Source organism: Streptomyces muensis, assembly GCF_021474425.1.
GTDB lineage: Bacteria > Actinomycetota > Actinomycetes > Streptomycetales > Streptomycetaceae > Streptomyces > Streptomyces muensis.
Genome location: NZ_JAKEIP010000005.1, coordinates 14,048 through 40,123, shown reverse-complemented (window position 1 = coordinate 40,123; position 26,076 = coordinate 14,048). Strand labels below are relative to the sequence as shown.

Here is a 26,076-nt window from a genome sequence, read left to right as displayed (position 1 = left end):
GTTCTGTCGCGGAGGGCCGGGCCGGTGTCGGCTTCCAGCCCGCAGGGCGCCCCCGCGCGGCGTCTTACTCCTGGTCCAGCTCGCCGGCCAGGTAGTCCTCACGCAGGTACTGGGTGATCACCCGGGACGGATTGACGAGGAACTTCAGGCGCTCCTTGTCGGCCTTGCAGCGGGCCTCGATCGGCGCCCAGTCGTCGTCGCTCATGCGCAGGCTGGCGCTCGGCAGCGACTTGACCGGCTTCTCGCCCGCCGCCCGGCGCGGTGCCCGCACCGGTTTGACCGGCGTGATGCCGCCCTCGAGGTACTTCGTGAACCCGCCGCGCAGCACGTCGGCGAGGCTGCGGTGTTCGCGCTTGGCCTTCTTCTCCGCCGCGTCCTTCACGTCCTGCGGGATGTACAGCGGCCGGGACGGCAGGTCTCCCGAGTCGTCGCGCACCGCCCACACCGCGCGGCCGGCGGCCCGGGCGAGCGCGCCGAACGCATCGGCGCTGCCCTCGAGCACCCCGAAGTCGGTCTTCAACTTGGCGACGCCGCCCTCGGCGATCACCTCGTAGGACGTCTTGTCGGTCAGGCGGAACACGGGGACGGAGGGCTGCTCGTCAGCCACGGCGGTTGATCCTCTCGACGGCGGGCCGCGCCGGACCCTGACCGGCGCGTCGGCGTACGACATGTACGACCTCACTTTCGCAGAACCGTGCCGGAGGTCCCGGTGGTGCGTGCTGCACCAACCGTCCCGGCGGCCCCACGATAACTAAAACCCTATACGTAAGCAATGGGTTTTGGGTATGGTGTGGTCGTCCGGCACGTCGACTACGAAAGGAGGACAGGGCCGCTCCGCCCGAATCCGCCAATGCCCACCATGCCATTCAGCGAGTTCTTCGCGAACCTCATCGCGGAACACGCCACCGATCCGCCCGCTCCGGAGCCAGTGCCGCCGCCGGCCGTGACGGTCGAACTGGTCCCCGTTGATCCTGACGTGCCCAGCGCCCACGTCGCCTACGCCTTCAACCCGCACGAGGGCGCCCGCTCCCAGGCCAACTACCACCTGCGCCTGGACCAGGATCTCAACGCCGGGCGCCTGGTACGCAAGAGGGGCGACGCCCTGTGCAAGCCGCAGGCGAAGTTCTGGGGGCTGGAGCCCACCCGGCCGGCCGACCGCCGCGCCCCCTCCTGCCCGACCTGTATCGAGCGAGCCGAGCGCTACGGCATCACCGTCCGGCAGGCCGCATGAGCCAGACCGAGCAGGAGACGGCCAAACCGAAGCGGCACCGGTGGGACAAGATCAACGACTACCGCAAGCGGTGCGGGGACTGCGGCATGCTCGCCGACCGCCGCCCGCACCCCTACCGCCGCCAGTGGTGGACCGAGTGGACGCTGGGCGAGAAGTCCTGGAACACACTCCAGGGCGACAAGACCCCGCCCTGCCAGTCCAAAGACGAAGACCGCCAGCCCCAAGACGAGGCGGCGGCCCAGTAGTTCACACCGCGTACGGCGCGGCCAGCGTAACCGATCTTCATTTCACAGCACAGCCCCAAAATCCCCACGGGCGTGATTGCCGCGCAATCACCCCACCCGCCCCAGCAGAAACGGAGACCCAGTTGAGCACCCCCGCCCTGCCCGTGAGGAGGAAACGCGAGCGCACCGAGGGCTGGCGCAAGGGCGACGGTGTCATCGTCGACCGCACGACCCGGGACTTCGGCAACCCCTTCACGCTCGACTGGGCCTACACGCTGAAACTGGCCGAGCGCGGCGACCGCGCCAAAGCGCACGAGGCCGTCGTCGACCTGTACCGCAAGTGGCTGGCCGGCGACCGCACCTACTTCAACGACGCCGAGTACGACCTGCAGCGCGACCGCGTCCTCGACCGCCTGGAAGAGCTGCGCGGCAAGGACCTCATCTGCCCCTGCGAACTGGGCCTGGCCTGCCACGCCGACGTGCTCATGCAGTGGGCCAACGCCGACCCGGCCGAGACCGCGCGGTACGTCACCCTCGCCCGGCGCCGCGTCGACCGCTCGAGGGCCCGGCGCGGCGAGACCCCGCTGCAGCACCTGCGGGACGCTGCGTGACCGCCGTCGCGGCGGTCGTGCCGAACATGCCCGAGGCCGACGCGGCCTGGATCCGCGACCACGTCCTTGCCCCGCTGGAGATCCCGCCCGCGGAAACCGAATGCCCCTGCCAGATCACCTCCAACGCCTGCCGGTACGACCGGCACGGCGAGTGCGGCCACGAACAGTGGATCGCCTGGGGCGGCTACGAGCACGAGACCGTCATCGGCCAGGGCTTCGGCCCCTTCCCCTGCCGCGGGAGCTTCCCTCTCGGCAGTACCGCCACCGTCTACCTCGCCGACCGGCGCTGCCGCGTCCGGTGCAACTGCCGCTGCCACCAGCCCCCGCCCGAGCCCAGCTCCGCTCCCACCCACACCGAGCAACTCAATCTGTTCACGGAGGAGTTATGAGCAAACGACCGGTCACCCACTACATGGCCACCCGCCCCGACGGGACGGTCCACCCCAGCTGCGAGTACCTCGCCCGGTACGCCCGCGAGCACGGCGAGCCCGTCACGACCGTCAACCTCGCCGACCACGTCGGCCAGACCATCGACCACCCCAGCCCCGGCAAGAAGTGGTACACCGACGCCCCGTTCTCGTACTTCCACATGTACACCAAGCCCGGCGAGATCCTGGAGCGCATCGAGGAGGGCTGGCCGATCCGGCTGTTCGTCGTACAGCCGCGCGGAGAGACCGGCAACTGGGGCGAGGGCCACTACCCGTACTGGCTGATGTCCCACCAGGTCCACGTCGTAGCGGAGACCGACGCCTGGCGTGCCTTCGGGCACCGCGGCGAAAAGGTCCTCAACACCATCGCGCAGGTGCCCGACCTCGCCCGGCAGTGGGCCGAAGCGTGGGCCGCCGACCCCGACGGCGCCCGCCGCCAGTACGCCGCCTGGGACGAGCGCCTGGACGACACCCGGGCCGTGACCGACTGGGCGCACTGGAAGGCGCGGTACTCCCGACGCGCGGCCGGCCTCAAGACGGCCTACACGCTCGCCTCGGCCGCCGCGGAGAAGGCCGCGACCGACGCCGGCGCCGACACGGACGTCGTCGCCGCGATCAGCCTGCGCGCCCGGTGCCTGGTCGCCGGTCAGCTCCTCCACGACCGGATCTGCTCGGGCGAGTACGAGAAGTCGATCCGCGCGCTGCTGCTCGGCACCCAACTCGACACCCCCACCCCCGTCGCTGCCTGATCAACCCGTCGGACCTCCCACCAAGGCCGCCGCCCTCGAGGGCGGCGGCCCCGCCTGCACCAAGGAGCACCATGCCCCGACCCCTGGCCCGGATCCACCGGTCCATTCGCGCCCAGACGATCGGGAACCTCCTGATCAAGTCCAGCGGCGGCCGACTCCAGCGCCGGAAGAAGGTGGGGATCGGCCGCACCGGCACCCGATCCCCGCGCTGCTCCGGCTTCCTCGCCTCCCAGCAGCACGGCGCCCTGGTCCAGGTGCACTACGTCCACGACGAGGGCGACGGCACCGAGACCAGCGAGCGCATCGAGGCCGACCGGGACCGCGAGATCCAGGCCCTCCTGCTGGACGCGGGCTACACCGCCGAGATCCTCGACAACCCGAACCCCGGCGCCGTCGGCGTCCACGTCCGGCGCCTGGACGAGCCCACCGAGGAGGAGTGGCAGGCCCTGCGCCTCATCGCCGACCGCCAGGTCACCCACCGCCCGGGCGCCTCCAGCGTCACCGGCCTCGCCGACCCGGACCTCTTCCAGACGCTGTTCCTCTCCCACCTGGCCACCACCACCCGCGAGTCCGACGCCACCGGCGCCACCTTCGTACGCCTCACCGAGGCCGGCGAAGCCCTCCTTGCTGACCGCCTCACCACCGGTACCGGGGAGACCATGGTGCAGGTGCTCGAATCCAAGGAGGGCTGAGCGTGGGAGCGCTGAACCTGATCCCCTACGAGCCGCCGAAGAAGGACCCGTCGACGAAGACCGGCGGCCGGGACGGCGGCGGCTTCGCTGAACTCGCCCACCAGATCTACCAGGACGAACGGGCCGACGCAGACTCGCGCCGGCTCCTCCTCGCGTTCGCGTACGTCATCACCATGCTGCCCAAGCCGGCCAACGGGAAGGAGCAGTTCGCGAACATCCGCGAGGCCCTCGGCCGCGACGAACGGCACCGCTACACCGACCCGCTGCGCGCGCTCATCGAACACGACCGACCGCGCTACGTTCCCCCGGACGAGCGCCCCGGCGGCTACGAGGCGTCCAAGCGGACCTGCGTCGGCCCCCGCGTCCGCCCGTACAAGGAACGCCCCTTCAGGGCGGAGCAGATGAGCCTGCCCGCCAGGATCGAGCAGGAGAAGCGGGACGCCGAGGACTTCCGCAACACCGAGAACGTCTGCGGCGCACCCGGTAAGGACCGCGTCCTGGAGAAGCTGCCCGGGACCGGCTGGTACCGGTGGCACTGGTTCTGCCAGCGGCACCGCGACCACGCCGCCCGCGTCCGCGCCCAGGTCCAGGAGCAGAACGAGCGAGCGCCCGAGCCGATCCCGAACGCCGGCGGCCTGCTGCCCTGTTACTACGAGGCCGACTGGGTCCGTCTGTACCGGCACTACACCTGGGAGGGCTGGGAGCCGCCCGTGTACGGCGTCCGCGCCGACGACTGGCCCGTCCCCGGGAAGGAACCCGTGCCCCCGCGGGCGCGACTGCGGCTGGTCATCAGCAGCGACGAACCGGAGGACGCCTGACCATGCGCATACCCGTGAGCTTCCTGCACCAGTGGCGCCCCCAACAGCCGCACAGGCGGGGATACCTGCCCGGCGACGGGGTCATGCCGTACCTGAAGGAGACCAACCACTCCACCCGCATCCGGCCGGGCACCATCATCGTGTTCAGGGAGCGGAAGGCGTACGAAGTCGTCGAGGTGAACGAGCGGCCGGTGGATCTGTGGCCGGAGCACTTCCAGCAGGAGTGGGCACGGTTCACCCAGTGGTGGGCGGAGCAGGTCGTGTCCGGCCGGGAGATGGGCGATCAGCCCGAGCGCGCCACCTGGGAGCACCGCCCCCTGGTCCTCGTCATACGCCCCGCCGAACAGCCCACCGCGAAGCCGAAGCACTACGCCGTACGCGCCAGCCGCCCGTTCTTCGTCCTGGATGAGCACTACAGCGTCTGCCGCCTGTGCAACGAGATCCCGCCGTGCACCCACGTCACCACCGAGGCCATGGTCGGCCTCGAGATGGCCAACACCGAACGGCTCATGGCGATCCCGGCCGGCCACTGCCTCGGCTGCGGGGACGCCATCACGGCCCGGATGAAGGCCGTACGGTTCCCCGGGCCCAACCTCTGGCGCCCCGACCTCGGCTCCGACTCCGCCGTCTTCCATGCCCGCAGCACCTGCGACGAGTACGTGTCCGCCTACCGGCGCCAGTGGGAGGAGAAGGGCCACGACGAGCTGCAGCCCCAACTCCCCGAGGACAGCCCGTGACGCCCGGCCCGTGCGTGCTGCTCATGGCTCCCAGCGGCGCGGGGAAGTCCACGCTCGCCGAGCAGTTGGCGCGCGAGCTGGGCGCGGCCGTCGTCAGCTACGACGCCCATCAGCGGCGGATGCCCGGGGACACCGGCGTCGAAGCGGTGACCGAGGACGCGCTGACGGCGGCGTGGGCGGAACTGGCGACCCACTGCGCAGCCGGGACGCCGGTGGTCGTGGACGGAACCCACTCGCAGCCGGAGCGCCGCGCCCGCGTCCACGCGATCGCGACCGTGCACGGCCGCGCCACGATCCTCCTCGTGCTGATGGTGCCGCTGACGGAGTGTCTGGCCCGGCAGCAGTCGCGAGCCCGGAAGGTCCCGGCCGCCGACGTGACCCGCCAGCACACGGCCATCACCGCCGCCCTGCCCGCCCTCGACGCCGAGGGCCACGCGGCCGTGATCCGGCTGGAGGATGCTGAGCTCACGGACGCGTGCCGGGCCGCCCTCCACGCCCCGCGGCGGCTGGCGCGATGACCACCCGGCCCGAGGACCAGACGAGCCTGCCCATCCCCGTCACGCGTTACCGGCCCGTCGTGACGTGCCTCGACTGCAAGACCCCGCTGACCAACCGCAAGTCCCGCCTCTGGGGCCGGGGCGAGAAGTGCCGGCACGACCTGACCTCGGCCCCCAGCCCGGGCCGCTTCAACGTCGAGCAGGACGAACTCCCAGAGGCGTGATGCGGCACGTACTAAGGGGCGGCACATCCACCACCCCGCCGCCCGGGCCGATCACATGAACTCGTGGTGCGCAGACTGCGACATGAGGAGGCGCTGCACCGATTCGACGACGTGCTCGGGGTGCCCGAACCGGTCGCCGGGCTGCAGGTACCGGTCGGCGACCGCCGCCCAACCCCCTGCCTCGTCCGCGACCGAACTGAACAGCCACGCCAGGTTGGCGGCCACCTCGGTGTACCGGCCGGGCCCGGCGATCCAGATGTCCACGACGCGCACCAGCTCGGCGACGGCGGCCTCGTCGTACCGCTTCGGCCTCTCGGCCAGGTCCGCGCCGATGTCCCATGCCAGGCGCACCATGAGGTCGGTCTCCCACGAGCCCTCCCGGCCGGCCATCACCCGGTACCGCGGGCCACCGGTCCGTTCGAGCTGCGAGTCCACGTACACCAGCCGGTACAGCGCCACGAGGAGCGACGCCGCCGCCTTCCGGCCCGCGTTGACCAAGGCCGTCTTCACCGCCGCGCACTCCTCGTCGGTCGGCGGCTCCACTGGGCGCAGCGGCCCCCTGGCCGCCTCGAGGTCCTCGTACGCCGTGGTCTCCAGGTCACGGTTGTAGCCCCGGTCGGCGTCGTACCGGCCGTCACCGCTGCGCCGGTACCAGCCCTGGCACTCCCGGTCGACCACCCGGTACGGCCGCGGCGGTGCCGAGTCGACGTCGACGGGGCGGTGCGCCGGTAGCGGGAGCGAGACCACCGCGCTGGTCTTGTCCGCGCCGCCCGGCGCGTTCGGGACCATCTCGGGCAGCACCATCGGCTCCGGCGGCTCGACCGTGGTGGCGGCCACCTTGGCCCGCCGGGCAGCGATGAGCTCGGCCCACCCGTCGGGCAGGTCCTCGTGGTCCCCGCCGGTGTGCGCGGTGAACTCGGCGGCGAGGGCCTGCGCCCGGGCCGAGCCGAGCATCATGGCGACGGGGTGCCCTTCGACCGGGACCGGGTAGCGGGCGAGGAGCCACGCCTTCGCCACGGCGTTGAAGTCCCGCATCACCGCCTCCGCCTCGCCCTCACGCTGCCAGGGGCGTACCGCCCACGCGTGCACGATCAGCGTCGCGTGGACGTACCCGGCCAGGTGGGGCTCGGGCTCCCAGACAGGGGCGGGTACGACGACGTCGGCGCGGCCCGGGTACTCCTCCCCGACGCGGCGCAGGGTGTGCAGTTCGTCGGCGAGGGCCTGGGCGAGTTCCCGGCGGTCGACATCGGCCGGCACGGTGGCGGAGAACACGAACGGCAGGACGTGCAGCTGCACGTCCCCGGCCGCGTCAGCAGTCGCGGGGGCGTTCTCGGCGTCGAGTTGAAGGGCGGCCTTGTTGTAGCTCAGCCCGGTCGCGGCCATGACCTCGCGGATGGCGCGGGTGCGGGCGCGGGAGTCCTGCGGCATCGAACACTCCTGTCACACGGCATGCCCCACGCGCACGCCGCACATCAAGAGTGGTGGGCGATGCTGCTGCACGAGGAGTCGAAGACGTCTTGTCCGGCTGCGGGAGCACCGGGCGTGGGCCGGTCGTCCCTCACGGAATCAGGCGGTCGCGCAACCGCCACCGCCTGACTCTACCGGCCCAGCCCGACGTGTGGCCCTACGCCGGCGCGAACTGGTCGGCGACTTCGGTGTCGCGCTGCGCGACGACCGGGCCCCTCGCCCCCAACAACCCGGCTTCCTCCGTACGATGAGCGCGGTCTGCCGACGGCCAGGGAGGGCCCGAACATGCTCGACACCGACACACTCGAACGGCTCGTGCCGTTTACCAGCGACGCCGTGCGGTGGCACCTTCCCGACGACGAGTACGGCGATCCGGATGCCGTTGAGGTCACCTGCCAGGTGATCGCGGCGACGGTTTCCTCCGCGTGGGCCACGCTCAAGGAGCGGGCCGCCGCCCGCAGGAAGTCCGATCCTGCGATGCACCGGCTCCTGCTGAACCTTCACCTGGACGGCCTGGACGCGCACCCGACCGGGAGCGTCCTCTCCCTGTACGTCGCCAGCCGGGGCATTCACGATCTGCTCCATGCCTCCACGGGCGCGCGCTTCGCCGAGGCCCTGAGCGCGGAGGCCCGCCTCTCGCTCGCCATCGCCGACTGCGACAGCCGCCTTCGCTGGACGCGCGGCATCCGCTGCCACTGGGTCCCGCCGAAGCCCGGGCAGGTCGCACCGGACTGGGAAGCCATCGCCGCCCGCGAGAACGCCATCATCGACGGGCGTACCGTACGCGCCGACGACCAGTGCGCGGCGGGCGACCGGCTCATGCTGGCGCTGCGGCGCCGTGCGGGTCTTCGGGGCGGGGTGACCGCCACGTGGGCCGGGCATCCCCAGGGAATGGTCACCTTGTGGTGCAGTCCGGCCGACGGGCGGCGGCTGATGGAACTGGGAGTCCCGGCCATGCCGCAACTCTCCGAGCGGGGGCCGAGTGTGGGGTTCACCCTGACCGACCAGGACTGTCACGACTTCACGGAGAAGATCGCTTCTTCCTCGGCGGCATGACACAGCGGCCCCTGGGCCAGAGCCTCACCTCCGGCCGGCCCTGCGCGCCCTACGCCTGCGCGAGCCGGGTCGGCGACTTCGACATCAGCCAGGTACGCAGCGGTTCCACGGCCTGGAGCTCCTGATCGGCGAGCGCCCTCCAGCCGCCCTGGTTGTCCGCGGCGCGGGAGAACAGCACCGCAACGTTCTCGGCGACTTCGGTGTAGTGCTGCGACATGCCCGTCCAGCCCTCCAGCTCCTCCTTCAGGGCCTCCGTGGTCTCGGCATGGAACCGGTCCGGCTGCCCGGCCAGCGCCGGACCGAGGTCCTGGACCATCGCCATCATGGTCTCGCTCTCCCAGGAGCCCTCCCGGCCCGCGGTCAGCGAGCAGCTGGGCTCGCCAGACTCCTGCGACCACTCCTTGTATTGGGCGTCCAGCTGGTAGAGCGCCACCAGGAGTGAGGCGGCTGCGGCGGTGCCGGCGGACTCCAGGGCTTTCACGAAGTCTTCGGCGTTGTACGGGTTGGGCTCCTCCACGACGCTCAAGGGCCCGTCGATCGCCGCGAGTTCGTCGTACGTGCGCTCCGGCAGGTCCCGCAGCGCCTCGTAGTCGACGGTGTAGCGGCCCTCGCCGGTGTACCGCCAGCCGCGGGCCCGGATGTCGACCACCCGGTCCGGATACGTCTCGTACGCCGGGCCGTGGTCCGCCAGCGTCGGATGCCGATGCATCCACGACAAGTCGCGCGGCTCCAGCCGCTCCCGGATCCCGTCTGCCATGTCCAGTTCGACCGGCAACCGCTCCGGCTCCAGGCCGGCCGCCACCGGATACAGGCCCAGGACCGTCTCCGAGGACACGCGCACCGAGTCCTCCATGAACGCGATCAGCTCCTGCAGACCCGCACCGATCCGCGCGTACGGGGTGACCATCACCGTCACCGTGACGAAACCGTCGGGGGTCTCGGCGTCGGAGCTGTACGGCACCGTGATCGGAATGGGCCCGTACACCGACGCATGGGCCCGGTACCAGCCGACGCCGGGTCGGACCAGGAAGCGGTGGGCGTAGACGATCGCCTTCACGGCCTTGTCGACCTCGGTCCCGTACCAGTCCTCCCGGTCCGGCACGGTGAAGGTCAGCAGATAGGCGCCGGCACCCACATCGTGGGCGTGGCCGTAGGGATCGGACTTCGGCGGCACCCCGGGCGGCGGCGTGAACGGCGTGCCGTCCTTGCTCCACCCGTCCGGCAGGTGCAGGCCCTTCGGGGGCACGTACGGGGACAGACCGGCGGCGTCGGCGGGGACCCGCCCGGCGTCCACGATCCTCATCGCCTCGGTGTGGCTGATCCCGCGCTCACGCTTCAGCCGCTTGATCTCGCGATCGCGTACCTGCCGGTCACGGCGGGGCTTCTTCGACATCGGTCGCACTCTCCTGGCGCACGGCATGCCCCACGCGCACGCCACGCAGAGAGCGGACGAGGCCAGCGCGCACGATGAGTCGAAAGACGGTCTTGGCCTACAACCGGGAACCCGAGCGTGGGCTGCGGTCCCCTTCAGCGAGTGGCGGTCGTGCCCGCCGCTGCCGAGGATAGCCGCTCTGGCGGTCGGTTGTGTGTGGCCCCATTGTCAGTGGCAGCCACTACGCTTGGTGGCAGCGCTGGACACGCACCGCGCAGACCCGCCGTCCGCTCCCACGCAGCGACGGCACGAACGGTCGAAGGCTCGCCGGCCAGGAGATCGGCACCCGGCATCCCGCCGGGCAAGGGCCCGTGAGGTTCAACCCTGCCCTTCTTCGACCGACCGACGAACTGGTGGCGGGCAGCGTGGGTGTCCTGCCGTGGAGTTCGCTGTCGTGACGAAGAACAAGAAGACCAGCAACAGCCTCTCCGGCCGCGCACACGACCTGGCCGAGAAGACCGGCATGTCGTACACCGCCGCCCTGGAGGCCCTGCGCAGGCCGCGGGCAGAGCGCACGGACGAGGCGCAGGGCGGCTTCGTCCTCACCCCCGAAGTCGAACGCTTCGTCGACGGGGAGGGCCACATCGGAGTTGAATACGACCTGCGGGAGTTCCTGCAGGAGCGGTCGGCCAAGAAGTACGAGTGTTACGAGTGCTACGAGCCCGGCAGCACCGCCACCGACCCGACCTCGGTCATCTTCACCGTGAGCGTCTACGACCCGGACCTCAACCCGGCCACGCACGTGATGATGACGAACTTCGCCCACGCCGCCTGCAAGCCCTCCGTGATCCGCTGGGCCGTCCCCGTCGAGATCCCGCAACAGCCGCACAGGGTCAGCGTCGAAGTCCCGGACGACCCCGAGGAACGCATCATCCACTTCGGGCTCACCGCCGCCGCGCACCTGGCGCCCGCCGACGAGCCCGACGGTCCGCCGCTGCCGGTGCTGCTCATCACCGCGGAGGCGGAGGACTACGAGCCACACCCGTCGCTCTTCCACCTCCTGGACTTCCACCTGCTCGAGGACGGCTTCGCCTACGAGGGCACCAGCGACATGGGCGAGCGCGGCTGGTCGCTGCGCGTGGAGCACAACACGGGCACTGTCCCGCCAAGTTGGATCGCCGTACGCGCGGCCACCTCCGCCCCGGACGAGGAAACAGGGCACGGGCACTTCTTCCTCGCCGCCGTCGACCTCACCGACGAATGGGTGACCACCGCTCGCCAGCGCGGCAAGGTGCTGATCCTCGCCGGCCCGGTCGGACCGCACACCCAACTCCGCCTCGACGACGAGGACCAGGACGACGTCCTCGAACTCCTCGAGGACGGACTCGTCCGCGGTGGCTGGTGCCCGATCGACGCGCCCAAGGATGGGCATGTGCGCCCCACGGGGGCCGTCCGTGCCCGCTAAGAAGCCCACCGTGCGGGAGCGTCGACTGGCTGTCTGGGAGGCGCTGAACGAGCGGCAGCAGGCGTTCGTGCGCATCATCTATGACCTCGACCAGGAGAACGAGGCCAACCGCGCGTACGCAGCCGCCCAGGGAAAGTACGACAAGAGGCCGGCCTCCGAGTGGCGTCAGATCGACTTCACCCACGAGCCCTACAACCGGGACCTGTTCGGCATCACCACGCTGCAGAGCCGACTCGAATGGGAGGGCTACCACAACCAGGGCAACGGGGCGACGATGACCGTGCTCATCGAGAAGGACCTCATCGAGCAGCACATCCGCGCCACACGGTTCGGCATCATGCACACCGTGCTCCTGACCCGCGAGGGCCGGGCCGTGTACCGGGCCGCCCACGACATGGGGCGCGGCAGCCGCTCGACCGTTGAACTGTCCGACCGGTCCTGGCAGGTCCTCGGCTACCTCTGGAGCGCCCACCAGCGCGGAAAGCCCCTCAGCTGGACGTACAGCACCACCATCGAGAAGGTCCTGATCGACAAATACGGCCTGGCCGAGGAGGCCACCCGCGGGGTCGGCTACCAGATCACTGAAGAGGGGCGCCGCTACTACCGGCAGCACTGGACGGAGTACGCCCAGGTCTACCCCGAGATCAACGCCCCGCACCCCGACGGCATCGTCGTCTGGCCCAAGGAGGTCGACGCCGCCCTGGTCCGCGCCGGCCGCCGGTGCGACGCGCTTGCAGGCGCCTGGCGGGACGCGTGGAAGACCGGGGAGGAGGCCGGGCGACGCGCCGCGGCCGAGTCGCCGGAGGCCCGCGAAGGCGAGGAACCCGAGATCGCCGACCTGCGTGCCGAGCGATACGACCTGGCCATCGCGGCGGCCACCCGGGAGGCCGAACTCGCCGAGCAGCACAAGGAACGCCTGGAGGGGGCCGTCCACACGGCCGCCTGGACGTACGTGCGCATGGCCGTGGCCGCGTTCACCGCGGCCGTCGACGGGACCGACCCCCAGGCGGCCGTTGACGCCTCCGTCGACGACACCGCAGAAGTCCTGCCGAACCCGAAGCCCACGGGATTGCGTGGCATTGACACGGCAGCGGTGAAGCACCACGCCGCGGCGATCGGCAAGCCGCTGCCCCGCAAGGGGCCTCCCCCGCGTCCACGACGCCGCCCCCGGAGCCGGTACTACCAGCAGAAGGAAGAGATCACGCCGCCGCCGGCCCCCTGCAGCGAGCTGGTGACGTACGCCGGCTTCCTGGTCTCCCACGTGAAGGACGGCGACCTGCAGCGCACCCTCCACGCCGAAGCCCTCGCCCCCCAAACCTCGGACACCAGCTGCACCGACCCGAACGGAGACCCGACGTGACCACCACCGCGCCGCTCAAGTCGTACGGCCCCGTGCAGTTCCCCACCCGCTCCGGCCTGCACCTGTGGCAGTTCGAACGCGGGCAGCGTCTGGGCCTGATCCCCGGCCCGGACGTCGACGGCGGACGCTGGTCGGCCGCCGTCTTCGACGACACCGTCGCCAACATCGACGCCATCAAGCAGGCCACCGGCACGCTCCCGGACGTCGGAGCCGCCCGTGCCGAGGAGTACCTCGCCGGGCGTTACAGCATGACCGTGCACTCCGGGACCGCAGCCGAGCTGGCTCGCCGGGGCCACCTGCCCATCCGCGGGGAGTACCACGACCGCCCGCTCTACTGCGGACTGACCCTTGAGACCTTCCGTGCCGCTGACCGACGCAAGGTCGAACGCGCCTCGGCCGCGGGCCGCCTCTACATGCGCGACGCGGCGGCCAAGGTCCTCGGCGTGAGGGAGAGCGACTTCGACCACCTCGTACGGGCCGGGATGCTCAGCCACTCGGAGGTCGTGGAGGGATGGCACCACACCCAGGTCCGCCTCTACCGCCAGGCCGACCTGGACCGGGTCTTGCGAAGCCGTCGGATCGACTGGCCGGCCGTCCGCGCAACCCCTAGGGGCCACCGGTCCCCGCTCGCTGCCCTTCCCACCCGGCAGGCGGTCGGCCGGTGACGGCGGCTGAGGCGGGCACCGACTGGTACGCCGAAGTCGCGGCGGGCTGGGCCGCGCGGCAGCGGGCCGAGGACGAGAAGTGGCGGATCCCCGAGGGCGCGCTCTTCGTGACGGTCTGCGGGCGGTGGGTCGACGGTGTCGGCCGGGCCTGCCCCCAGGGGATCGCGCACTCCGGGCCGTGCGGGCTCCCACCGGACAGCGAGGACGACGGGTGCCGCCGCAACTGCCCCGAGGGCGAGTGCTACTGCCCGATCCCCGGCGAGAGCCCGATCAACGCGGCCTGCGGGCACCTCCAGTCGTCGATGTGCGACTACGGGTGCGGCTGCTGCACCCTGTGCGTCGGCTGCCACTGCTGGGAGTAGGTCTGTCGGGTGTTCCCGAATCGACACCACAACTCCGTTGCAGCGGCCGGGCGATGCACGGGAACGTGGTCGTGCGCGAGGCTCTGCGCACCACTGGAGCGAGACCGGGCGGGTCTGCCGAGGCAGCCGCCACTGCAGCGGTCTCCGGTGTCACCGAGGGGTTCGAATCCCCTGCTGGGGCCTCGCGCGCACCTCTTTCCGGCACCCGCCGGGTAAATCCCTGCCCAGCCCACCCGCGTGGCGTACGCTAGGCCACACACCGACGCGCGGTGGAGCAGCTCGGTAGCTCGCTGGGCTCATAACCCAGAGGTCGCTGGTTCAAATCCGGCCCGCGCTACAAAGGCCCGGCCCCCCAACATCACGTTGGGGGGCCGGAGCTGTGTGAGGCGCCGGGCACTACGCGCCGACCGTGGCCGTCTCCGATGCCGGGGTCGCGATCCGCATCCCGCTGCCGTCGTACTCCACGACCTCACCCGGCAGGATCAACAGCCCCGGCTCGCCGTCCTCCCAGGCCGAACCAACCCGGCGCACCTGGACCGCCGGCCCCCGCGCGCCGGCCATGAACACCGTTGGGTCGACCTCCCAGCCGTGCTGAGCGAGCCATGCCTCCAGGGCCGCGGAGTCCTCGCGGCTTGCCCCCCGGGGCCACTCGTACGTACACGCCACTGCCGCTCCCCTGTCCGTGAGCGGATCCACAGGCGATCCTGCCACCGCGCACCGCCAGTTCAACCGACGCCGGTTCCGCCGCTGCACCCCGGGCCGCCTACGAACAACAGGAGGAGACCGGCCCTCTATGACCCATTCGTTAGCGTCCCTTCGGGCGGCGTCTTAGAAATGCCGTGTCCGGCGGCTGTAGTGCGCGACCGGTTCACGCTTCCCGGTGGATGACCAGGCCGCCGTCCTTCGTCCAGGTCCGCAGCGGCTCCCGCACCCCGCCGGCCTCCGCCCACAAGGTGATCGTCACCCCGGGCACGCTGCCGTGCGAGCCCACGAAGCCGAGGAACTTCTCCAGCGCCACGGCGCTGTCCGCCCACGTGCCTGTCACGGCCGGGCCGTCCTTCCGGAAGGTCACCGTGACATGGAACTCCTCGGCCGCGACCGACTGTCCGGGGGCCGGACCGTTCACTGCTGGGCCGCCTCGGTGCGCCGCTTCTCCGCCACCTTGTGCCACGGGTTCTCCGCCCTCGTCTGGGCGCGGTCCAGGTACTCCTTCTTCACCGTCGCGGACCCCTCCTTCCAGCGGCCCTGCTTGGTCGGGTCCCCGCCTGCGTCCGCGATCTCCTGCGCACCGCCGCGCCGCAGCCCGTGCGCGGTGATCTTGTGCCAGTCCTTCAAGCGCGCCTTGTACGCGCGGCCGCGGATCCAGTCGTTGACGGCGTCGCCGGTGACGAAGTCGCCCCGCACGGTCGCCGTGTCCCGGTTCTGCAGCGTGCCGGCGACGGTGAGCGCGCGCAGCACCGGGCCGGAGTCCACGCCGAGCCGGTGCAGGCAGTTGAGCCAGTCCCGGGTGGCCTCCACCGGGTCGTAGCGGGGATCCTCGGCGTCGGCGGGTACCCAGGTGTCCTCACCCTCGGCGTCCTGGTCGGTCTTGGAGAAGGCGACCCACTCGGCCACGCCGCCATCTTCCACGGTCAGGTCGTCGAAGGTCAGGTGGGCCAGCTCGCTGCGCCGGTTGAGGGCCTTGCGGCCCACGAGGATGACGAATCGGTCCCGCAGCCCGATCGGGTGGCGCAGGTCGCAGGTGTCGACCATCTTGCGGGCCATGGCGGCCGTGATGGGCGGCGCCTTCTTGACCCGGTTGCGCTTGCTCCAGTTCTTGCGGTACTCGCGCAGCAGGCCGCGGGCCTGGCTGGTGCCCGGCTTCTTGTCGTCGGGCATCCACGTCCGCACCGCCGACAGGTAGGTGCTGATCGTGTTCGGGGCCATCTCCCGCGCGATCAGGTGCGCGCAGTACTCCACGTACGTCGCCGTGGTGCACGGCCGGGCGACCCGGCCCATCGACGCGCACCACTCGGCGAACAGCCGTCGCTGGTTCCGGTAGTTCCGGTCGGTGTTGTCGGGGGCGGACTCCTCCTCCAGACGGCGCGCCGTCTCCTCGGACACCTCGTAGTCGCGCCGGGTGTAGCGCGGACCGGAGTCCTCGGTCGGCAGGGCCTGGCCCGGGTAGAGGATCGTGTGCTGGTCCACCAGCGGCTTGGCGGGTGTCGCCGGCGCGACGACGGCGGGCAGCCGGTCGTCGTCGACGAGCTCCGCGTCGACGACCTCAACGACCTCGAGGTCGGCGTCTTCGGTGTCGTGAGCCGTGGTCATGGCGTCACCGAGCCGTGGCCAGGGCAGGAGCGACGGGCATGGGCGGGCAGCCTTTCGGGAGCGGGCGCGCCGGGAGCAGGCGCTTCCTTACTAGTCGATCACTGTTTGTACTGGTAAGCGGTGTGTTGGGCGGCACACCGCGCTGTCAGTGTGTTGCGCCGGTGCTCAACTCCCCTCCGGCGGCGCCGTGTCGGCCGGGCGGGCGATGGACGGTTCGCGCTGGGTGAGGACGACCGCGACGGACTCGAGCACCCGCCGGGCGAGGTGGTGCAGTTCGCCATCGTGGCCGGCGGCGCCATGCGCCGACCCGGTCTCCCGGCTGTCGAGGGCCATGCGCAGGGCCTCGGACGTCATCGCGAGGCGGCCCAGGGCCTGGTCCTCGTCGTACGCGGCCGGGGTGGGATCGTCGGGGAGCCCGTCGAGAAGCCGCTGCAGCTCGGCGTCCGGGACGGTGGTTGCCGGCCGGTTGTCGAGCAGGGCACCGCGCAGCGTCTCGGCGAGGGGGACCGCCCGGGGCGGGATGCGGTCCGGGTCGGCGCGGCGCGCGGCGAGGAAGCGGCTGAAGACGTCGGGGTCGTGGGGCATGGGCAGTCCTTGGTCGGCCGCCGCCAGCGCTGCGGCGGAAATGCCGTGGGCGTGGCGGCAGTTGGGGTCCTGGCAGGCGTGCAGGTTGCCCGCGGGCCAGTAGTGCAACGGGGTGCGGTGGACGGGGCAGCGGCAGGCAGCGCCGCACCGGTGAGTACCGCGTACGGCGGTCGTCATCGGGAGCCCGAGGCGATGTTCTGGGCGCCGGCCACGCCCTCGCTCAGTGCGGTGAGTTCGCGGCGCACGTCCTCGTGCTCGGCGGTCCCCACCAGTGCGGCGGACAGCATCTGCGCGACCGGGTCCGTGGTCGGGTGCTCGCCCCGGTGGACGGCGCGCAGCCGGTGGAGGCTGACGACGTCCCAAGCGCGGTCGCTGGACTCCCGTACGGCCTCGGTCGTCTCGCGCGCGGTCTGCAGCGAGCGCAGGAAGTCGACCAGGTCGTGGCTCTCGAGGTGCTCGCGCACCCTGGTCTCCAGCTCGGCCGGGTCGCTCGGCTGCGAGACGGGCTCGTCGTGGTGCCAGTCGCAGTCGTCCAGCGGGCAGGCGAAACACGTCCAACCGGCGCCGAACAGGGCCCGGCTGTAGTGCGGGGGCTTCCCGCGGTCGGCCTTCCACAGGCCGGCGTGTTCGGCGGCGCGCCGCTCGGCGCTCGCGGTGCTCACGATTCCCGGTACGCCGTGGCGCGGTAGCGGTCCCCGTACTCGAGCAGCTGCTCGACCTCGACGAGGGGCGGTGCCCAATGGGCCTGGAAGTCGGGGTGGTTGTCCCAGCGGTTGGCGACGTGGCGCAGGGCCAGGCCCAGCGCGTCGATGAACCCGGCGTCGCGTACGTCGATGGCTCCGTGGTCGCGGTACTTCAACAGGTCGCCGTGGATGACGAGCTGGGCGTTGACGCCGGCGACGAACGGGTCGTTCATGGCGCGCGGTCCCAGCTCGGCGATCCGGTCGGCGAGGAACTGGTGGAGCGCCTCGTAGTCCTTGGTGGGGAGCTTGGCAGGAGTGCTCATGGGGTCTCTCGATTGCGGGTGAGGAGGTCGATGGTGGTCAGTAGGCGGTGGGCGGCGGCGTGCAGGCCCTCGTCGTACGCCAGCCGGTGCCCGGCCGGGTCCTGCTCGCGCGCGCCGAGTTCGTCGCGCAGCTGCTCGCCGTGCAGGATGAGCCGGTCGAGGTCTTCGGCGCACGAGACCACGCCGACACTGCCCGCGCGCTCGGCACCGGGCCCGTCGACGCGTGGGCTCGGGCTCACGGCTGGGGCTCCTTCACGCGGGCCTCGCCCAACTCGTGGGGCTCGAGGGTGAATTCCGGTAGGTAGTCGGCGTGGTCCCTCCACTCGCGGGCGATGTCGCACAGCGACCGCCAGGCCGTGTCCGTCGCCTGCTCGATGTACCGCTGCGTCGTGGGCCTCTCCTCGCTGTACCCCGGGATCAGGGTGGCGACGGCGGCTTGGTTCATGACCACCGTGGTCAGGGCGCGCAGTCCGCGGGAGACGTCATCGTCGGCGTAGCCGTGCCGGCTGCCCGTGGAGGTGTCGAGGAGCGGCTTGATGCGGGCGTCGAGAAAGGTGCGGATGCGAGCGATGTGCTCGACGGTGACGTTCAGGGGCACGGGCCGGCTTCCTCTCTCAGGGCCGCTCAGACAAGCAGCCTCGTATAAGGGAATTTATACGAGGCTGATTACCGCTGCGTGCCGAACAGGACCTCCAACACGTGTAAGGCCCGCTCGCGCACCGCCGGGTCCGGATGCGACACCGCCACCACCAGGACCAGCGCGACGGTGAAGGGCATGACGGCCGAGGCAAAAGGTGTGATCTCCATGCCGCCGAACGTAGGGCGCGGTGCTGTCGCGCTGGAAGACGTGCGGCTGTAGCGAGTTGTAGCGATGTGCGCGCCACACCTGTCGCGCAGCGCCGCGACACCGGGATTCACCCGATCGGGTCGCGCGTCGCGGGCTGCCGGGGCCACCGGGCTTCAGTAGCCTGGCAACGCCAGGCCCCGCCCAGGGTCGAACCCACCGGGCACGAAGGTCACCGCCGGGAACTCGCGTCGCTGCGCCGCGGCGGCAGCGGGAACACGGCCGGCGCGATCCGGAACAGCGCCACCGGCCACGCCACCAGCAGCAGGGCCACCAGGCCGGGCACGTTGTCCTCGAGCCCCCACAGGTCCGGGCTCGAACTCGCCGACCCGGCCGGGCGGTTCTTCACGAAGAACACGGTGACGGCCGACATCACCAGCCAGTTGGCGAGCCAGAGCATCAGCAGCGCGGAAGGCGTCATGGGATGAACCTACCCGCGCGACGGCTCGCTGTGGACCTTGCCGGACGGGCCCGTTGAAGTCACCCGATCGGGTGCCGCTCCGGCGCTCACGAAGATCGAAAAGCCGCGTACGCCTCTCTGGCGGCCTGGAAGACTCTCCGACGCCGCGTCATACCGGCGACTCTGAGTTCGGCCGCCTACGGTGCCGTTGTGGAGGCTGATTTTTGCCCGACCTCCCCGTAATGATCTTCGAGCAGCCCGGCGGGCTCCCGCTCCGCCTTCCACGCGGCGTACAGCAGCGGATCACCCGTCCACCAGCTGCACCGCCCGCAGTACCCCTCCTCCACGTCCTTGGGGTGCCACGACTCGCTGCCGCACTCCGGACACACGATCGACGGACGCGGGTCACTGGTCACGGAGATCCCTTCTCGCACACACTCCCGGCATCGTACGCAGCCGCTGCCGGCGACCGCGATGATGGTCGAGTGAACCCCCGCGACCTCGAACTCACCCTCGCCGCCGCCCGAGCGGTCGGCCCCTGCCCGCCCGGCGAGGAGGCCGCCTGGACCGAGCAGGTCCGCGCCCGGGCCGTCCACCTCTACACCCTCGCCGACACCGTCGGCCAAGACCTCCAACGCCTCGACGAAGCAAAGCAGTTCACGGCCACCCTGCTCACCGTGCGCCTCGAGGCCACCAGCACCCGCGGCGTCCTCGTCGTACGCAACACCTCCGGTGAACTCGAGAGCCTGCGCACCGACCGCGGCGACAGCGACGCCGGCCGGGCGATGATCGAGCGGGCCCGGGCTCTGGTGGGGCACCGGCTGCGGGTGTACCGCCTCAACGAGCAGATGGCGTCCAACGCCAAGCTGCAGGTCCGTACGGTCGTGCACCTCACCGACCACGGCCCGGACACCGACCCGATCCACGAGCACAGCGCGAAGGACAACGTGCTGGCCGCCGCCGAGGGCGACAAGGACGCCGCGCGCCGGGCCTGGCTCGACGCCGGCCTACCCGAGACCGGCTCGGTGTCCGTGTCCCAACTCGCCGCCGCCCTGGCCCAGCTTCCCGCCGTCGACGCCTCGTAGCGGTCCGGCCCCTACGATGGCGGCCCGGGTCCGGCCCCGATAGCTGCGGGGCCGGACCCGGGCCGTTGTGCCGGGCGTCAGGCCGCCGCGGACGCGCCCTCGCCCGGGGCTGTGATCGGCCCGCGGTCGATCCCGGTGGGGGCTACCAGGCGCTCGAGGAAGGCGCCGATCAGCTCGACGGGTACCTCGCCGGTGAAGGTCGCCGTCCAGAAGCGCGGCTTGGCTACCACCGCGTGCCCCGGCTCGCCGGGCAGGAAGCCGACCGCCTGGACCTTCCACAGGACGTCGGTGCTGGCGTACTCCGCCGCCTCGGGCTGGAACACCAGCCGGGCCTGCCCGCCGGGCGCCACCACCTGGGTGTTGGAGGACGGGTCGGTGTGCGGGGTCCAGCCGGCCGCAGTCAGGACCTTGAAGGCGACCGCCGGGTCGCCCTCGTCCGCCAGGAGCGCCGGGACGTTCGTCGTCGTCATGCCGTAAATCCGTTCCTTCGAGGCGGCGGAATTGCCCGCCGCGTTTTCGGGTGGCCAGGAACGTAGCTCGACGCCGGGAACGACATCAACGGCCTCTGAAAAGAAGTGAATTCGGCATCCGGCGGGGATAGCGAGTGCCTTTTCCGACGCGGCTTCGCCGCTCGCGCTGCGCCCGTCACCACAGGTGGATGGCCTACGGCCGTCACCCCCGACAGCTTCCCCAGGTTCATCCTGTCCCAGGTTCGTCGGCAACCGTTTCCACCCGTGGGCCGCTGGAATTTTCCACCCGTGGCCGCCCCGCAGGCCCCGTACTCAGCGTCTGCTCCTCGGCTTTAGCAGGCGCATTTCTGAGAAGAGAGGCGGAGCCAGCGCGAGGGAGAAAAGCGGCTGCCGCACGGTGAAGTGGCTGCCAGAATCCGAGGCATGAGTAACCCCGCTGAACTGCCGTGGCCCGTACCCGACGCACGCTTTCGCCACTGGGCCGGCCAGTTCGCCGACATGCACGACCTGGTCCGCGACCTCGTCATCCCGCCCGGCCTGCCCCAGGCCGCCGAGAGCGTGCTGACCACGGCGCGCGAGCTGATCCGCATGAGCTACTACCGCTACGAGTTCATGATGATCGGCGCCGCGACCTCCATCATCGCGATCGAGACCGCGCTCTCCGACCGCTACGGCAGGGGAACCCTCGCCGACCACCTCAAGAAGGCCCACGCCGACGGCCTGATCACCGAGGAGCAGTACGACCTCCTCGACACCTGTGGCCGGCCGATCCGGAACAAGTACGCGCACGGCGACCTCACCCACGCCGCGCTGACGCCCCCGTTGGCCGTGGGGATGGTCCGCACCTCCATCACGATCCTCGCCCAGCTGCACGCCCCGCCCAGCCCGTAACGCCCCCGGCGTTCGTGGTCAGTCGTGGGAGGCCGGGCTGAGCGGCGCGCACCATACGTACCGAGGGCGCCCGGTCTCGGGGCTGGTCCCGGAGAGCTGATAGTGCGAGCGGGTCTCCGCGACCTCCTCTGCCGTACGCCCGGCGGCCTCCCGCTCGGGGATCTCGTCGCGCTCCCACCAGAACAGGAAGGCAGGCAGTTCGTCGGGCGCGCCGGGGCGCGCGGCGAGCGTCTGGGTCGTTCCGCCGTAGGGGCCGCCGAGGAAGTCGACGTCGTCGGAGACAGTGGTGGAGATAACGCGGGCATCCATGACGGTCAGCCTAGGGGCGGGCGGGGTTGAGCCGTGCGCCTTCTCCTGCTCGTCCTCGACGCCGCAGAACTGCTCGAACAGCAGCGGAGAGCCGAGCGCGGTCGCGGTGAGCTTGCGGTGGGCGGCCTCCAGGGTCCGTATGGCCGCCGGCAGCCCGGCCGGAGGCGCTGGCTGCCCGCCGCGGGGGCGTCCGGGCGCGGTGGTGACCCACAGCTCCTCGACGTTGCCGCCCTTGAGGACCTTCAGGTGCCCGGCGGTCAGTGCCTTGTGCGTTGCCTTCCAGCGGGCGATGGCGCCCCGGGAGACGGCGTCGAGGGGGTACCACTCCTCGCCGACCCGGGCACGGGGCAGCGAGCGGTCCAGCTCGAGGTCGGCCAGCCGCATCGGGTGCAGGGCGCTGATCCCCTGTCCGGTGCACACGGCGAGCGCGATCAGAGCGACGGAGCGCTCCCAGGTCGCCTCGAGCATCCCGGCCGGGTGGTGCCCGGACAGCAGCCGCAGCGTGCGGTGGGCCTCGGTGGGGGTGAGCCGGGCGGCGAACTCCGGCGCCGGCGGCTGCAGCTCGAGCGGGCGGCCCCAGTACCGGGAGAAGGTGTTGATCGAGCTGGTACGCGCGGCCATGGAGTTGACCGATGCCCGGGCGGTGGGGCCCTCGAGGCCCGGCCGGCGCCGGGTGAGGCCGCGCTGGGCGGCGGCGAGCCAGGCGAGCGCGTTCTCCTCGTCCAGGAGGTCCTCGGTGGTCACCTCGCTGACGGCGCCGTCGCCCTGGTCGGCGACCCAGGCCACGTACTCGTCGAGGAACGCGCGGCGCTGGCGCCGGGTGGCCTCGGCGCGCAGGGAGTCCACGAACGTGGTGACGGCGACGCTGGCGCGGCGGGGAGCGGTCTTCATGTGGCGCTCCAGCCCATGGAGCGGCGGGCGGCCTTGACGGCCCGGGCGGCGGGCGCGATGAAGGCGTGCATCAGCTGCAGCGCGCCGTCGCACTGCGCGCCGACGGCGGCGATGTCGCGGTGCCGGCGTCCGCGGGTGCCGCGCCCGGAGGGGTCGATCAGGTCCAGTTCGTGGACGACCTCGTGGCGGGCGTTGAAGAACGGCTGGTGGCCCTTGAGTATCGCGTCGTCGAGGGCGGGCTCTTGCTTGAGGCCGAGGGCGTTGCGGCAGCGGATGAGGTCGGCGGCGCCCTGGATGCTGGAGCCGGTCAGGTCCTGGACGTAGAGGTCGATCAGGGCGGAGCGCGGGTCGATGTCGACGACGGCCTGCTTGGTGGCCTTGGTCAGTTCCCCGCTGAGCCGGTTGGACATCAGGGCACTGACGAAGGCGCCGTGCGGGTCGCCCGGCTCCTGCAGGAGGGTGTACAGCGAGTCCCGCAGCAGGGTGCGCAGGCAGGCGTCGATGCCGGCCGCGGTGAAGACGATGGCGGCGCGGGCCTGGTCGCGGTGGGTCTCGGAGATGGCGCCGCGCATGTCCTCCTGGGCGGCGCGCAGCTCGTTGAGGGTGGTGAACAGCCCGGCCACGGATTTGTGGGTGGCCACCAGGCGGGCCCCGCTGCGCTCGACCTCCGTGGGGCAGCCGTGGGGCTTGCGGGGCAGGTCGCTGAGCTCGACGAGGGTCAGCTTCGACAACGTCTTCTCCTATGGGCTGTTCTCCGCGTGGTGCCCGCGGCCTCTCCGCCTAGAAGTATGAGGTGTGTCCGACTGTCGTGTCACTAAATAACAGCAAGTAGCTAGCGATCACGGGGCCCGGTCCTCCAGCTAGCCCATCGTTTCGGTTCGTGTCGAACCGAGTCGTACGTGCCGGTCCGGTACGGACAATGCGGCCCTCCGGCCTCCCGGCACGCGCTCCCCCACCTACGCCGACCCGGTCATCTGCGGGTTTGGCTGTTTGCTGTTATTTAGATACACGAGAGTCGGACACAGGGCGCCCCGCTGTACTCGGCATCCGGGCACGTCGAGGAAGTACCGCCCGCAGGCAGGCTCCGGTCACTACGCTCGGGCCCGTGACCGAGCGACCCGTCGAAAACGTCGACAACCGCCCCACCGCGATCGAGCCCAAGCAGAGCCACGCCGTGGAGGACGCGCACTTTCGCCGACGCCTGCGCGCGACCATGGAACGGCCCCAGACCCGCCCGCCGCTCCTGACCCTGGAGGACGTCCGCGCCCTGGAGGCCGGTGCCGGCCCGGATCCCGCAGGGGCAGGCTCGGCGTAGCGGGCAATCTCCGACCCGGGCTTCGGCCCTTCCAACGCGCCCATCCGGAGCCTAGGCCGCCGAGAAGCGTGACGTAGAGCCGTCATACTCGCGGGTACGGCCCCATTTCGTGACGGCTGGACGTCACGCTCGCTCCCTAGCGCGACGGGCTGCACGACGGCGCCACACCCTTGATCGGCACCGCCCGGAACAGTAGATCAGGTCGCTGCGCCGCGTGGCCCCCGCGAAGAGGATGTGGCCGCACTCCGGGCACGTCAGCAGCCGGATCATGCCCTCGTCGCCGACCCACTCCGCCTCGCCGAGCATCAGCCCGAGCCCCCAGGCGCGGTCGGCGCGCTTACGCTCCCGGTACGCCTGGGCCCGGCAAACGTCGTCGCAGTACCTGCGGCGGGCGGAGGCGCTCCGTGGCAGCCGGGCCCCGCAGGAATCGCAGAAGCGGATACGGCCCACGCCTCCAGGATCGCTCTGCGGCGGGCAAGAAGCCCCCTACGCTCACGCGCCTACGAACTGGGCCGTGGCGCCGGTGCGCTGCAGGAACTGCCGAGCCCCGCGCAGGGTGGTGCGCAGATTCTGCTGGGTCGCCCGGCTGTCGAGGCGTACGTCGAGGGCGCCGGGAAGGGTGCTGTGGGCGCGCAGGCCCTCGGGCAGCCGGGAGGCGTCGAGACCGTCGCGCCGGGCGATGAGGATGCCGAGCTCGTGACGGCTCACAGCGTCGGACCCTGCGAGATGGTGGATGCCGGCCGCCTCGCACGACGCCAGTTCGACAAGGGCGGCAGCCAGGTCGGTGACGTGCACGGGGCAGCGGATGTCGTCGGTGAACAAGGCGCCGTCGCGGGTGCCGGCGGCGATTTCGTGGACGACGCGCTCATGGACCGAGCGCCCGTGGCCGATGATCAGCGAGGTGCGGGCGACAGCGGCCTTCGGGTACACGGCGAGGACCCCGGTCTCCGCCGCCGCTTTCGCTGCGCCGTACGGGGTGACGGGGTCGGGGAGGAAGGTCTCGTCGTAGTGGACTCGGGTGCCGGAGAACACCGCGTCGCTGGACACGTGCACCAGGCGGCTGCCGTACGTTGCCGCGGCCAGCGCGACCCGGATGGGGCCCTCCGCCGTCGCCGCCCAGTCGGCTTTGCGGCTCGCTGTGTTGATGACGAGGTCCGGGCGCACCTCCGCCATGACGGCGTCCAGACGTCCACCTTCCCGCAGGTCGAGGGGGTACCACTCGGCTTGGGAGCCGTCGCCGGCCTTGGTCGCGTACGTTGCGGCCGTGGTGTGCCCGGCCGCTCGCGTCTGCCGGATGAGCTCGGCTCCCAGGAAGCCGCTGCCGCCGATGATCAGAGCTTTCATGGGCGACACGGTAGACCGGACCCGGTGGGCACCGGTGGAGGCCCGCTACGCTTCCCGGTGCCTGCAGGAGATGGATGGTCCCGCCGCGAGTCATGGCTCGACCGCGAAGGCGGACACCCGACCAGGGGCGCCCGCCTTCGCCGTTCGCTCAGTCGGTGCTACTGCTCAGGCCGCCAGACGTAACGGACGTCCGGCTCACGCTCGTCGTTGCGCAGCCCGTTCGTTCGCTCGGCCTCCACGAAGCCGTGCCGCTCGTAGAACCGTCGCGCCGGCATGTTGACCTGGAACGTCCACAGCGTCAGCCCGTCCGGCTGCTGCTGCTTGGCCAGGGATATGAACCGATCGCCCAGTCCCCGCCCGCGCCATGCGGGATCGAGGTAGAGCTGCTTCAGCTCCGCGCCGCTGAGCACCAGGAGCCCCACCACGCTGTCCCCGGCGACCGCGACCCAGGTCTCATACCGCGGCACGAGCACGCGGGTGAACCAGTCCCGTACGTCGGCATCGTCGTGCGCACAGCGCACGGACGGCACTGCGACGGCGTAGGAACGCAGCCACACATCGGCCGCGGGGAGTGCGTCGGCGCTGCCCGCACGACGGAGTACGACGTTGTCACTGTTCACGGCGCGAGAACTCCCTCACGTTCGGCGGTTGTTGGCGTTCGCCACGTC

Annotated in this window: 37 protein-coding genes and 1 tRNA gene; 19 read left to right on the top strand and 19 right to left on the bottom strand. The window is 71.3% G+C overall.

Annotation, left to right across the window (positions count from 1 at the left end; translation table 11 throughout):
- Positions 1–64 precede the first annotated feature (64 nt).
- Positions 65–607, bottom strand: coding sequence for a hypothetical protein (locus tag L0P92_RS02370; RefSeq protein WP_234760726.1), 543 nt, complete (start codon positions 605–607; stop codon positions 65–67).
- Positions 608–850: 243 nt separating this feature from the next.
- On the opposite strand from L0P92_RS02370, the gene L0P92_RS02365 reads away from it, so the two are divergent.
- The 10 genes from L0P92_RS02365 (at position 851) to L0P92_RS02320 (ending at position 6,211) form a co-directional block, all read left to right on the top strand.
- Positions 851–1,231 (top strand): DUF8336 domain-containing protein, encoded by a 381-nt coding sequence (locus tag L0P92_RS02365; RefSeq protein WP_234760725.1) that lies wholly within the window; start codon positions 851–853, stop codon positions 1,229–1,231.
- The gene (locus L0P92_RS02360) at positions 1,228–1,476 is read left to right on the top strand and encodes a hypothetical protein (RefSeq protein ID WP_234760724.1); all 249 of its coding nucleotides are present in this window, start codon (positions 1,228–1,230) and stop codon (positions 1,474–1,476) included. Before L0P92_RS02365 ends, L0P92_RS02360 begins: the two co-directional genes overlap by 4 nt.
- A 122-nt stretch (positions 1,477–1,598) precedes the next feature.
- The gene (locus L0P92_RS02355) at positions 1,599–2,066 is read left to right on the top strand and encodes a DUF4326 domain-containing protein (RefSeq protein ID WP_176188058.1); all 468 of its coding nucleotides are present in this window, start codon (positions 1,599–1,601) and stop codon (positions 2,064–2,066) included.
- Positions 2,063–2,455, top strand: coding sequence for a hypothetical protein (locus tag L0P92_RS02350; RefSeq protein WP_234760723.1), 393 nt, complete (start codon positions 2,063–2,065; stop codon positions 2,453–2,455). The genes L0P92_RS02355 and L0P92_RS02350 overlap by 4 nt, the downstream gene beginning before the upstream one ends.
- Positions 2,452–3,243, top strand: coding sequence for a hypothetical protein (locus tag L0P92_RS02345; protein WP_176188063.1), 792 nt, complete (start codon positions 2,452–2,454; stop codon positions 3,241–3,243). The genes L0P92_RS02350 and L0P92_RS02345 overlap by 4 nt, the downstream gene beginning before the upstream one ends.
- A 71-nt stretch (positions 3,244–3,314) precedes the next feature.
- The gene (locus L0P92_RS02340; RefSeq protein WP_176188065.1) at positions 3,315–3,935 is read left to right on the top strand and encodes a hypothetical protein; all 621 of its coding nucleotides are present in this window, start codon (positions 3,315–3,317) and stop codon (positions 3,933–3,935) included.
- A gap of 2 nt (positions 3,936–3,937) precedes the next feature.
- On the top strand, positions 3,938–4,753 hold the full coding sequence (locus L0P92_RS02335; protein ID WP_234760722.1) for a hypothetical protein: 816 nt from the start codon (positions 3,938–3,940) through the stop codon (positions 4,751–4,753).
- 2 nt (positions 4,754–4,755) lie between these two features.
- The gene (locus tag L0P92_RS02330; protein WP_234760721.1) at positions 4,756–5,490 is read left to right on the top strand and encodes a hypothetical protein; all 735 of its coding nucleotides are present in this window, start codon (positions 4,756–4,758) and stop codon (positions 5,488–5,490) included.
- Positions 5,487–6,008 carry an AAA family ATPase gene (locus L0P92_RS02325; protein ID WP_234760720.1) on the top strand — a complete coding sequence of 174 codons (522 nt, stop codon included), beginning with the start codon at positions 5,487–5,489 and terminating at the stop codon, positions 6,006–6,008. Before L0P92_RS02330 ends, L0P92_RS02325 begins: the two co-directional genes overlap by 4 nt.
- Complete coding sequence (locus L0P92_RS02320; RefSeq protein WP_234760719.1) at positions 6,005–6,211, top strand: DUF6011 domain-containing protein; 207 nt, start codon at positions 6,005–6,007, stop codon at positions 6,209–6,211. The genes L0P92_RS02325 and L0P92_RS02320 overlap by 4 nt, the downstream gene beginning before the upstream one ends.
- 51 nt (positions 6,212–6,262) lie before the next feature.
- Here L0P92_RS02320 and L0P92_RS02315 read toward each other — a convergent pair whose 3' ends face one another.
- On the bottom strand, positions 6,263–7,639 hold the full coding sequence (locus L0P92_RS02315; protein ID WP_234760717.1) for a hypothetical protein: 1,377 nt from the start codon (positions 7,637–7,639) through the stop codon (positions 6,263–6,265).
- A 324-nt stretch (positions 7,640–7,963) separates the two neighbouring features.
- Here L0P92_RS02315 and L0P92_RS02310 point away from each other — a divergent pair, with 324 nt between their 5' ends.
- Complete coding sequence (locus L0P92_RS02310) at positions 7,964–8,734, top strand: hypothetical protein (protein ID WP_234760716.1); 771 nt, start codon at positions 7,964–7,966, stop codon at positions 8,732–8,734.
- Positions 8,735–8,783: 49 nt separating this feature from the next.
- Here L0P92_RS02310 and L0P92_RS02305 read toward each other — a convergent pair whose 3' ends face one another.
- On the bottom strand, positions 8,784–10,127 hold the full coding sequence (locus L0P92_RS02305) for a hypothetical protein (RefSeq protein WP_234760715.1): 1,344 nt from the start codon (positions 10,125–10,127) through the stop codon (positions 8,784–8,786).
- A 433-nt stretch (positions 10,128–10,560) separates the two neighbouring features.
- On the opposite strand from L0P92_RS02305, the gene L0P92_RS02300 reads away from it, so the two are divergent.
- The 5 genes from L0P92_RS02300 to L0P92_RS02280 all read left to right on the top strand — a co-directional run bounded on the left by L0P92_RS02300 (position 10,561) and on the right by L0P92_RS02280 (position 14,295).
- On the top strand, positions 10,561–11,571 hold the full coding sequence (locus L0P92_RS02300) for a hypothetical protein (RefSeq protein ID WP_234760714.1): 1,011 nt from the start codon (positions 10,561–10,563) through the stop codon (positions 11,569–11,571).
- Positions 11,572–11,581: 10 nt separating this feature from the next.
- A complete protein-coding gene (locus tag L0P92_RS02295) occupies positions 11,582–12,931 on the top strand; it encodes a hypothetical protein (RefSeq protein WP_234760713.1) in 1,350 nt (449 codons plus the stop codon).
- Positions 12,928–13,596 (top strand): hypothetical protein, encoded by a 669-nt coding sequence (locus L0P92_RS02290; protein ID WP_234760712.1) that lies wholly within the window; start codon positions 12,928–12,930, stop codon positions 13,594–13,596. The genes L0P92_RS02295 and L0P92_RS02290 overlap by 4 nt, the downstream gene beginning before the upstream one ends.
- Positions 13,593–13,958: a hypothetical protein gene (locus L0P92_RS02285; protein WP_234760711.1), complete on the top strand. Its 366-nt coding sequence runs from the start codon at positions 13,593–13,595 to the stop codon at positions 13,956–13,958. Before L0P92_RS02290 ends, L0P92_RS02285 begins: the two co-directional genes overlap by 4 nt.
- A gap of 263 nt (positions 13,959–14,221) precedes the next feature.
- Positions 14,222–14,295 (top strand) — tRNA-Met (locus tag L0P92_RS02280).
- Positions 14,296–14,354: 59 nt separating this feature from the next.
- On the opposite strand, the gene L0P92_RS02275 is transcribed toward L0P92_RS02280, so the two are convergent.
- The 11 genes from L0P92_RS02275 to L0P92_RS02225 form a co-directional block, all read right to left on the bottom strand.
- Complete coding sequence (locus L0P92_RS02275) at positions 14,355–14,624, bottom strand: hypothetical protein (protein ID WP_234760710.1); 270 nt, start codon at positions 14,622–14,624, stop codon at positions 14,355–14,357.
- Between the two features lie 202 nt (positions 14,625–14,826).
- Positions 14,827–15,084, bottom strand: coding sequence for a hypothetical protein (locus L0P92_RS02270; protein WP_234760709.1), 258 nt, complete (start codon positions 15,082–15,084; stop codon positions 14,827–14,829).
- Positions 15,081–16,268 (bottom strand): site-specific integrase, encoded by a 1,188-nt coding sequence (locus L0P92_RS02265; protein WP_234760708.1) that lies wholly within the window; start codon positions 16,266–16,268, stop codon positions 15,081–15,083. Before L0P92_RS02265 ends, L0P92_RS02270 begins: the two co-directional genes overlap by 4 nt.
- 165 nt (positions 16,269–16,433) lie before the next feature.
- Positions 16,434–16,961 (bottom strand): hypothetical protein, encoded by a 528-nt coding sequence (locus L0P92_RS02260; RefSeq protein WP_234760707.1) that lies wholly within the window; start codon positions 16,959–16,961, stop codon positions 16,434–16,436.
- A gap of 65 nt (positions 16,962–17,026) precedes the next feature.
- Positions 17,027–17,515 (bottom strand): hypothetical protein, encoded by a 489-nt coding sequence (locus L0P92_RS02255; protein WP_234760705.1) that lies wholly within the window; start codon positions 17,513–17,515, stop codon positions 17,027–17,029.
- On the bottom strand, positions 17,512–17,859 hold the full coding sequence (locus L0P92_RS02250; RefSeq protein WP_234760704.1) for a hypothetical protein: 348 nt from the start codon (positions 17,857–17,859) through the stop codon (positions 17,512–17,514). The genes L0P92_RS02255 and L0P92_RS02250 overlap by 4 nt, the downstream gene beginning before the upstream one ends.
- Positions 17,856–18,098, bottom strand: a complete 243-nt coding sequence (locus L0P92_RS02245; protein WP_234760703.1) for a hypothetical protein — start codon at positions 18,096–18,098, stop codon at positions 17,856–17,858. Before L0P92_RS02245 ends, L0P92_RS02250 begins: the two co-directional genes overlap by 4 nt.
- Positions 18,095–18,457, bottom strand: a complete 363-nt coding sequence (locus L0P92_RS02240) for a hypothetical protein (protein ID WP_234760702.1) — start codon at positions 18,455–18,457, stop codon at positions 18,095–18,097. Before L0P92_RS02240 ends, L0P92_RS02245 begins: the two co-directional genes overlap by 4 nt.
- A 68-nt stretch (positions 18,458–18,525) precedes the next feature.
- Positions 18,526–18,666: a hypothetical protein gene (locus L0P92_RS02235; protein WP_234760701.1), complete on the bottom strand. Its 141-nt coding sequence runs from the start codon at positions 18,664–18,666 to the stop codon at positions 18,526–18,528.
- Between the two features lie 209 nt (positions 18,667–18,875).
- Positions 18,876–19,124, bottom strand: a complete 249-nt coding sequence (locus L0P92_RS02230) for a hypothetical protein (RefSeq protein WP_234760700.1) — start codon at positions 19,122–19,124, stop codon at positions 18,876–18,878.
- Positions 19,125–19,300: 176 nt separating this feature from the next.
- A complete protein-coding gene (locus L0P92_RS02225; protein ID WP_234760699.1) occupies positions 19,301–19,519 on the bottom strand; it encodes a hypothetical protein in 219 nt (72 codons plus the stop codon).
- Positions 19,520–19,588: 69 nt separating this feature from the next.
- Between L0P92_RS02225 and L0P92_RS02220 the strand changes: the two genes are divergently transcribed.
- A complete protein-coding gene (locus tag L0P92_RS02220; protein ID WP_234760698.1) occupies positions 19,589–20,188 on the top strand; it encodes a hypothetical protein in 600 nt (199 codons plus the stop codon).
- 77 nt (positions 20,189–20,265) lie between these two features.
- Here the strand turns inward: L0P92_RS02220 and L0P92_RS02215 are convergent, their stop codons facing one another.
- Entirely contained in the window at positions 20,266–20,658 is a 393-nt protein-coding gene (locus L0P92_RS02215; RefSeq protein WP_234760697.1) for an SPDY domain-containing protein, read from the bottom strand.
- Positions 20,659–21,081: 423 nt separating this feature from the next.
- Between L0P92_RS02215 and L0P92_RS02210 the strand changes: the two genes are divergently transcribed.
- Positions 21,082–21,549, top strand: a complete 468-nt coding sequence (locus tag L0P92_RS02210) for a hypothetical protein (RefSeq protein ID WP_234760696.1) — start codon at positions 21,082–21,084, stop codon at positions 21,547–21,549.
- Positions 21,550–21,567: 18 nt separating this feature from the next.
- Here the strand turns inward: L0P92_RS02210 and L0P92_RS02205 are convergent, their stop codons facing one another.
- Positions 21,568–22,749: a site-specific integrase gene (locus tag L0P92_RS02205; protein ID WP_234760695.1), complete on the bottom strand. Its 1,182-nt coding sequence runs from the start codon at positions 22,747–22,749 to the stop codon at positions 21,568–21,570.
- On the bottom strand, positions 22,746–23,480 hold the full coding sequence (locus L0P92_RS02200; protein WP_234760693.1) for a hypothetical protein: 735 nt from the start codon (positions 23,478–23,480) through the stop codon (positions 22,746–22,748). The genes L0P92_RS02205 and L0P92_RS02200 overlap by 4 nt, the downstream gene beginning before the upstream one ends.
- 374 nt (positions 23,481–23,854) lie before the next feature.
- Here L0P92_RS02200 and L0P92_RS02195 point away from each other — a divergent pair, with 374 nt between their 5' ends.
- Complete coding sequence (locus tag L0P92_RS02195) at positions 23,855–24,064, top strand: hypothetical protein (protein ID WP_234760692.1); 210 nt, start codon at positions 23,855–23,857, stop codon at positions 24,062–24,064.
- 492 nt (positions 24,065–24,556) lie between these two features.
- Here the strand turns inward: L0P92_RS02195 and L0P92_RS02190 are convergent, their stop codons facing one another.
- Both L0P92_RS02190 and L0P92_RS02185 read right to left on the bottom strand, forming a co-directional pair.
- On the bottom strand, positions 24,557–25,408 hold the full coding sequence (locus tag L0P92_RS02190; RefSeq protein WP_234760691.1) for an SDR family oxidoreductase: 852 nt from the start codon (positions 25,406–25,408) through the stop codon (positions 24,557–24,559).
- Between the two features lie 158 nt (positions 25,409–25,566).
- Positions 25,567–26,028 (bottom strand): GNAT family N-acetyltransferase, encoded by a 462-nt coding sequence (locus L0P92_RS02185; RefSeq protein WP_234760690.1) that lies wholly within the window; start codon positions 26,026–26,028, stop codon positions 25,567–25,569.
- Between the last annotated feature and the right edge of the window lie 48 nt (positions 26,029–26,076).

Excerpts from the sequence above, each read along its gene's own strand:
- L0P92_RS02365 (WP_234760725.1), top strand. The coding sequence starts at position 851 with ATGCCCACCATGCCATTCAGCGAGTTCTTCGCGAACCTCATCGCGGAA.
- L0P92_RS02360 (WP_234760724.1), top strand. The coding sequence starts at position 1,228 with ATGAGCCAGACCGAGCAGGAGACGGCCAAACCGAAGCGGCACCGGTGG.
- L0P92_RS02345 (WP_176188063.1), top strand. The coding sequence starts at position 2,452 with ATGAGCAAACGACCGGTCACCCACTACATGGCCACCCGCCCCGACGGG.
- L0P92_RS02340 (WP_176188065.1), top strand. The coding sequence starts at position 3,315 with ATGCCCCGACCCCTGGCCCGGATCCACCGGTCCATTCGCGCCCAGACG.
- L0P92_RS02330 (WP_234760721.1), top strand. The coding sequence starts at position 4,756 with ATGCGCATACCCGTGAGCTTCCTGCACCAGTGGCGCCCCCAACAGCCG.
- L0P92_RS02320 (WP_234760719.1), top strand. The coding sequence starts at position 6,005 with ATGACCACCCGGCCCGAGGACCAGACGAGCCTGCCCATCCCCGTCACG.
- L0P92_RS02315 (WP_234760717.1), bottom strand. The coding sequence starts at position 7,639 with ATGCCGCAGGACTCCCGCGCCCGCACCCGCGCCATCCGCGAGGTCATG.
- L0P92_RS02310 (WP_234760716.1), top strand. The coding sequence starts at position 7,964 with ATGCTCGACACCGACACACTCGAACGGCTCGTGCCGTTTACCAGCGAC.
- L0P92_RS02305 (WP_234760715.1), bottom strand. The coding sequence starts at position 10,127 with ATGTCGAAGAAGCCCCGCCGTGACCGGCAGGTACGCGATCGCGAGATC.
- L0P92_RS02265 (WP_234760708.1), bottom strand. The coding sequence starts at position 16,268 with ATGACCACGGCTCACGACACCGAAGACGCCGACCTCGAGGTCGTTGAG.
- L0P92_RS02250 (WP_234760704.1), bottom strand. The coding sequence starts at position 17,859 with ATGAGCACTCCTGCCAAGCTCCCCACCAAGGACTACGAGGCGCTCCAC.
- L0P92_RS02235 (WP_234760701.1), bottom strand. The coding sequence starts at position 18,666 with ATGGAGATCACACCTTTTGCCTCGGCCGTCATGCCCTTCACCGTCGCG.
- L0P92_RS02230 (WP_234760700.1), bottom strand. The coding sequence starts at position 19,124 with ATGACGCCTTCCGCGCTGCTGATGCTCTGGCTCGCCAACTGGCTGGTG.
- L0P92_RS02215 (WP_234760697.1), bottom strand. The coding sequence starts at position 20,658 with ATGACGACGACGAACGTCCCGGCGCTCCTGGCGGACGAGGGCGACCCG.
- L0P92_RS02210 (WP_234760696.1), top strand. The coding sequence starts at position 21,082 with ATGAGTAACCCCGCTGAACTGCCGTGGCCCGTACCCGACGCACGCTTT.
- L0P92_RS02205 (WP_234760695.1), bottom strand. The coding sequence starts at position 22,749 with ATGAAGACCGCTCCCCGCCGCGCCAGCGTCGCCGTCACCACGTTCGTG.
- L0P92_RS02190 (WP_234760691.1), bottom strand. The coding sequence starts at position 25,408 with ATGAAAGCTCTGATCATCGGCGGCAGCGGCTTCCTGGGAGCCGAGCTC.